3 protein-coding genes are annotated in these 6,542 nt (G+C 73.3%); 1 reads left to right on the forward strand and 2 read right to left on the reverse strand.

Annotation, left to right across the window (positions count from 1 at the left end; all coding sequences use genetic code 11):
* The first annotated feature begins 59 nt into the window (after positions 1 to 59).
* Positions 60 to 2,297: a HelD family protein gene (locus CCN42_RS08390; RefSeq protein ID WP_211294655.1), complete on the forward strand. Its 2,238-nt coding sequence runs from the start codon at positions 60 to 62 to the stop codon at positions 2,295 to 2,297.
* Here CCN42_RS08390 and glgB read toward each other — a convergent pair.
* Together glgB and CCN42_RS08400 are read right to left on the reverse strand one after the other, a co-directional pair.
* Positions 2,272 to 4,986, reverse strand: a complete 2,715-nt coding sequence (glgB, locus tag CCN42_RS08395; RefSeq protein WP_086734212.1) for a 1,4-alpha-glucan branching enzyme — start codon at positions 4,984 to 4,986, stop codon at positions 2,272 to 2,274. The genes CCN42_RS08390 and glgB overlap by 26 nt on opposite strands.
* Positions 4,987 to 5,018: 32 nt before the next feature.
* Positions 5,019 to 6,416 carry a maltokinase N-terminal cap-like domain-containing protein gene (locus tag CCN42_RS08400; RefSeq protein ID WP_086734214.1) on the reverse strand — a complete coding sequence of 466 codons (1,398 nt, stop codon included), beginning with the start codon at positions 6,414 to 6,416 and terminating at the stop codon, positions 5,019 to 5,021.
* Positions 6,417 to 6,542: the final 126 nt, after the last annotated feature.

Consider the following 6,542-nt stretch of genomic DNA (forward strand, 5'->3'; position numbering starts at 1 on the left):
GAGCACAGTATATCCGGGCGGGAGCGGAATTGTCAAACTCCGAATTTCCAGACGATGAAATGCGTCAGGAGCAGGAATTCATCGACGAGCTCTACGCACGCGTCGACATCCTCCGCGGCGAGGCCGAGTCCTCCGTGACGGACGCTCTCTCCCAGGGCGACAAGCCGATGCAGGCCCGGCTGGAGCGGGACATCCTGGTCGCCGAGCGGTCCGGGCTGCTCGCCGCGCTGAACGCGGTGGATGGCTCGCTCTGCTTCGGCCGGATCGACCAGGCCTCCGGGGTCCGCCACCACATCGGCCGGATCGGGCTCCGGGCCGACGACGCCGAGCGCACACCGATCCTCATCGACTGGCGCGCGGACGTCGCCCGGCCCTTCTACCTGGCCACCGGCCACACCCCGATGGGCCTGCGCCGCCGCCGGCACATCTCCACCGAGGGCCGGACGGTCACCGCCCTGCACGACGAGATTCTCGACCTGGGCGACCGGGAGCGGACCGGGCACGAGGACCCCAGCGGAGACGCCGTGCTGCTCGCCGCGCTGAACTCCGCGCGCACCGGCCGGATGAGCGACATCGTGCAGACCATCCAGGCCGAGCAGGACGAGATCATCCGGGCCCCGCACCGCGGGGTGCTGGTGGTGGAGGGCGGCCCGGGCACCGGCAAGACGGCCGTCGCCCTGCACCGCGCCGCCTACCTCCTCTACGAGCACCGGGAGCTGCTCGCCAAGCGGGCCGTGCTGATCGTCGGCCCCAACCCGGCCTTCCTCGGCTACATCGGCGAGGTGCTGCCCTCCCTCGGCGAGACCGGGGTGCTGCTGGCGACCGTGGGCGAGCTGTACCCGGGCGTGAAGGCCACGGCCACGGACACCCCCGAGGCCGCCGCGGTCAAGGGCCGCGCCGAGATGGCGGGCGTGCTCGCCGCCGTCGTACGCGACCGGCAGGCGCTGCCCGACCCGGTGATCGCGATCGAGCACGACCGGGAGGTCCTGATGCTCGACGACGGCCTGGTCAACGTGGCCCGGGAGCGGACCCGGGCCGCCAAGCTGCCGCACAACGCGGCCCGCGAGCACTTCGAGGGGCATATCCTCAACACCCTCACCGAGCTGTACGCCGAGCGCATCGGCACCGACCCCTACGACGGCTCCAGCCTGCTGGACCCCGCCGACATCACCCAGATCCGCGACGACCTCGCCGAGAACCCCGAGGTGTGGTCCGCGATCGACCGGCTGTGGCCGGTGCTCACCCCGCAGCGGCTGGTCGCCGACTTCCTCGCCGACCCCGAGGGATACGTCTGCGACGAGGACGCCGCCGCGATCCGCCGCCCGGTCACCCGGGCCTGGACGGTCGCGGACGTGCCGCTGCTGGACGAGGCGGCGGAGCTGCTGGGCGAGGACGACCGGGCGGCACGGGCGCGTGCCGAGCGGGAGCGGGCGACGCAGATCGCGTACGCGCAGGGCGTCCTCGACGTGTCGTTCGCCTCGCGGACCTACGAGTTCGAGGACAAGGAGGAGGACGACCCGGAGGCCTCCGAGGTGCTGTCGGCACACGACATCATCGACGCCGAGCGGTTCGCCGAGCGGCACGAGGAGGACGACCACCGCAGCGCCGCCGAGCGCGCGGCGGCCGACCGGACCTGGGCGTTCGGCCACATCATCGTCGACGAGGCGCAGGAGCTGTCGCCGATGGCGTGGCGGCTGCTGATGCGGCGCAGCCCGACCCGCTCGATGACGCTGGTCGGCGACCCGGCGCAGACCGCGGAGGCGGCCGGTGTCGGCTCCTGGGAGAAGATCCTCCAGCCGTATGTCGAGGACCGCTGGGAGCACACCCGGCTCGGCGTCAACTACCGCACCCCGGCCGAGATCATGGACCTCGCGGCGGCCGTCGTCCGGGCCGAGGACCCGGACTTCGCACCGCCGAGTTCGGTGCGCTCGACGGGCGTACGGCCCTGGGTGCGGGCCACCGACGACCTGCCCGGCGCGGTCGGGAAGGCCGTCGCCGAACTCACCCCGGCGGAAGGCCGGCTCGCCGTCATCGCCCCGCGCGACCTGCACCGGCGTCTCGCCGCACGCCTGGACGGGGTGACGGCCGGCGCCGAACCCGACCTGACGCGGACCGTCGTCCTGCTCGACCCGCGTCAGGCCAAGGGCCTGGAGTTCGACTCCGTCCTGGTCGTCGAACCCGCCCGCTACGGCACCAGCGACCTCTACGTCGCCCTCACCCGGGCCACCCAGCGACTCGGGATCCTGCACACCGGCGCCCTCCCGGACGGGCTCAGGCAGGCCGCAGCCACACCGTAGCCAGCGGCGGGAGCGTCAGCCGGATGCTCGCGGGGCGGCCGTGCCACCCCTGGGCCTCCGGCTTGACGGGGTCGGGACGCGTGACGTCGCTGCCGCCGTAGCGGGCGGCGTCGGTGTTGACGACCTCGTGCCAGGCGGGGATGTCGTCGGGAACGCCGAGGCGGTAGTCGTGGCGCACCACCGGCGAGAAGTTGCTGACCGACAGGAGCGGGGCGCCCTCCGCGTCCAGGCGCAGGAACGCCAGGACGTTGTCGTCGGCGGCGTCCCCGACGATCCACTGGAAGCCGTCCGGGTGGACGTCCCGCTCCCACAGGGCCGGGGTGGCCCGGTAGACGGCGTTGAGGTCCCGGACCAGGTCGCGGACCCCGCGGTGGTCGGCCGCGGCGCCGTACGCCGGGTCGAGGAGCCACCAGTCCGGGCCGTGCTCCTCCGACCACTCGGCGCCCTGGGCGAACTCCTGCCCCATGAAGAGCAGTTGCTTGCCCGGGTGGGCCCACATGAAGCCCAGGTAGGCGCGGTGGTTGGCGCGCTGCTGCCACCAGTCGCCCGGCATCTTCGACACCAGCGAACGCTTGCCGTGCACCACCTCGTCGTGGGAGATGGGGAGGACGTAGTTCTCGCTGTAGGCGTAGACCATCGAGAAGGTCATGTCGTGGTGGTGGTACCTGCGGTGCACCGGCTCCTTGGACATGTACTCGAGCGAGTCGTGCATCCAGCCCATGTTCCACTTCAGCCCGAAGCCCAGCCCGCCGAAACCGCTCGGGCCCTTGTGGTGGGTGGCGCGGGTGACGCCGTCCCAGGCCGTCGACTCCTCGGCGATGGTCACCACGCCCGGCACCCGCCGGTAGACCGTCGCGTTCATCTCCTGCAGGAACGCCACCGCGTCCAGGTTCTCCCGGCCGCCGTGCTCGTTCGGCACCCACTGGCCCGGCTCGCGCGAGTAGTCCAGGTAGAGCATCGAGGCGACCGCGTCCACCCGCAGCCCGTCGATGTGGAACTCCTCGCACCAGTAGACGGCGTTGGCGACCAGGAAGTTGCGCACCTCGCGCCGCCCGAAGTCGAACTCCAGGGTGCCCCAGTCCGGGTGGGCGGCCCGCCGCGGGTCCGCCGGCTCGTACAGGGGCCTGCCGTCGAACTCGGCCAGCGCCCAGTCGTCGCGCGGGAAGTGCGCCGGCACCCAGTCCATGAGGACGCCGATGCCGGCCTGGTGCAGCTTGTCGACCAGGTACTTGAAGTCGTCGGGGGTGCCGAGCCGGGAGGTGGGCGCGTAGAACCCGGTGACCTGGTAGCCCCACGAGCCGCCGAAGGGGTGCTCGGCGACCGGCATCAGCTCCACATGGGTGAAGCCGAGGTCCTTGACGTAGGCCGGGAGCTGTTCGGCCAGCTCGCGGTAGGTCAGTCCGGGCCGCCAGGACGGCAGGTGCACCTCGTACACCGAGAACGGCGCCTCGTGCGCGGGCCGCTCCGCACGGCGGGCCAGCCACTGTGCGTCGCCCCATTCGTGGTGCGAGGCGTGGATGATCGACGAGGTGTTCGGCGGGATCTCGGTGCGGCGGGCCATCGGGTCCGCGCGCAGCGTCCGCGAACCGTCCTGCCGGGTGATCTCGAACTTGTACAGCTCGCCCTCGCCGATCCCCGGCACGAACAGCTCCCACACCCCGCAGCCGCCCAGCGACCGCATCGGGTACGCGGCGCCGTCCCAGTAGTTGAAGGTGCCGGCCAGCCGCACCCCGCGGGCGTTCGGCGCCCACACCGTGAAGCGGGTGCCCGTCACCCCCTGGTGGGTCATCGGCTCGGCCCCCAGCGCCCGCCACAGCTCCTCGTGCCGGCCTTCGCCGATCAGGTGCAGGTCCAGCTCGCCGAGGGTGGGCAGGAAGCGGTACGCGTCCTCGGTCTCGACGACCGTCTCCTCGTACGCCACCAGCAGCCGGTACCCGTCGGGCACGGCCTGGAGGGGGAGCAGCGCGGAGAAGCAGCCCTGCCCGTCGTGGCGCAGCTCCGCCCGCAGCTCCCCGCAGACGACGGTGACCGACCGGGCGTACGGCCGGAACGCCCGGAAGGCGACCCCGCCGGGCACCGCGTGCGCGCCGAGCACGGAGTGCGGGTCGTGATGGGTGCCGGACAGCAGCCGCTCGCGGTCGGCGGCGTCGAGGGCGACGGACGGTGCGGGGACCGCCGCCGCGGCGACCTCCGCGGCGGCGGGCCCCTCGGCCGCGGTCTGCCCCGCCGGCGCCTTCTTCGCGGGCGCCTTCCTGGCGGGCGCCTTCTTGACCGCGGCCTTCGCCACGGTCGTGGCGGGCGCCTTGGCCGTGCTCTTCGCCGGAGCCTTGGCCGGGGCCTTCTTGGCGGCGGCTTTCTTCGCCACGGCCTTCTTCACGATCGCCGTCTCCGCGGAGACCTGCTTGGCGGCGGCTTTCTTCGCCACGGCCTTCTTCACCACCGCCGTCTCGGCGGCGGCCTTCTTCGCCACCGCCGTCTCGGCGGCGGCTTTCTTCGCGACCGCCTTCTTGGCCACCGCCTTCTGTGCCGGCGTCTTCGCGGCCGTCTTCTTGGCGGCGGCCTTCTTCGCGGTCGCCTGGCGCGGGACCGTCTGTTTCGCCGCCGTCTCCTGCGCGGAGCGATCCTGCGCGGAGCGGTCCTCGGCCGTCTGCTTCGGGTCCGAACCGCTGGACGGGGTGCGGGGAGTCACGGGCGGAGCCTCCTGGGAGGGGTCAGGGAAGGTCAGGTCGACGGGTTCGAGGCCAGGCGCCGTATCGCCGACAGCGGCACCGGGAGCCAGTCGGGGCGATGCCGGGCCTCGTAGACCACTTCGTACACCGCTTTGTCCGTTTCGTACGCGCGTAACAGCACCGGGTCGTGGCGCGGGTCGCCCCCGCCGGCCTCCGCGTAGCCGGAGCAGTACGCGGCCCGGCAGCTCTCCGCCCAGCCCGGCACCCCGGGCCGTACGGAGTGGGCGGCGTAGTCGAAGGAGCGCAGCATCCCGGCGACGTCCCGCAGGGCCGGCTGCGGCATCCGCCGTTCGGCCAGCGGTTTCGCCGGCTCGCCCTCGAAGTCGATCAGCGTCCACTGCCCGGCCGGTGAACGCAGGCACTGGCCGAGGTGCAGGTCGCCGTGGACGCGCTGGGCGGTCCAGGTGCGGCCTTCCGCGCCGAGCTGGGCCACCGCCTCGAAGGCGGTGCGCAGGCTCGGCGCGTACGGCCGCAGCGCGGGCACCGCCTGGGCTGCGGCGTCGAGGCGGTCGACCATGGCGTCGACCAGCGGCTGGAGCTGGGCCGGGCCGAGGGTGACGGTCGGCAGGGCGCGGGCCAGCGCGGTGTGCACCTCGGCGGTGGCCCGCCCGAGCGCCCGCGCCTCCGCGCTGAAGTCCTCGGCCTTGGCCAGCTCCCGCAGGGCCAGCTCCCAGCCGTCGGCGGCGCCCTGCACGAACGGCTGGAGCACGCCCAGTACGTACGGCTCGCCGCCCAGCTCCGCGCGGAGCCAGGCGGTCGGCGCGGGCACCCGGGGGCAGCCCTCGCGGGCCAGCGCGAGGGGCAGCTCCAGGTCCGGGTTGACGCCGGGCACGATCCGGCGCAGCAGCTTCAGGATGAACGTATCGCCATAGACGACGGACGAGTTGGACTGCTCTGCGGTCACCGCGCGGGCGACGAGGCCGGGCCGGATCTCCTGGCCGGGGTCGCGCTCGAAGCACAGCCCGCCGATGCGGGCCCGGGTGCGCAGGGCCTCCAGGAGCAGACCGGCGGGCCGGGCGTCGTACAGGGCCTCGTAGACGGTGCGTCCGGCGAGCGGGCCCTTGGTGACATGGCCGATCAGCGCGGGCGCCAGCCGGGGCGGCAGCGCCTCGCGCACGCCTATGAGCAGCTGGTAGCAGTCGCCGGGGCCCGTGGCGGCGCCCTGGGCGGGGGTGAGCGGCTGATGGACCTGGACCAGCAGGTGGTACAGGCCGATCCGGCCGCCGGGTGGCATCAGTTCGGTGGCCGCCACCAGCGAGAACCCGGTGACCGGACGCCCCTTGCCGGCGAACCACCGCTGGCGCGGCAGCCACTCTCTGAGCAGGGGCTCCAGTGACGCGAGGAGGCCGGGGCCGGCCGTGCGGACGGGGTGGGTGACGGCTTCCGACATGGGCTGCGTCCTTTCCCCGGAAATGGTCGGGGGTTGCCCGGAGTGTTCGGGGGGTTACGGCATGCGTGCCCCGGGCGGGGCGGTGGAAACCGCCCCGCCGCGGGTTCTAGGTCCTGTCTGACAAAG

Origin of the sequence: Streptomyces glaucescens (assembly GCF_002154375.1) — a bacterium.
Taxonomy (GTDB): Bacteria; Actinomycetota; Actinomycetes; order Streptomycetales; family Streptomycetaceae; genus Streptomyces; species Streptomyces glaucescens.

What these genes read in the sequence shown, in the direction of transcription:
- CCN42_RS08390 (WP_211294655.1), top strand. Translation starts at nt 60, where the DNA reads ATGCGTCAGGAGCAGGAATTCATCGACGAGCTCTACGCACGCGTCGAC.
- CCN42_RS08400 (WP_086734214.1), bottom strand. Translation starts at nt 6,416, where the DNA reads ATGTCGGAAGCCGTCACCCACCCCGTCCGCACGGCCGGCCCCGGCCTC.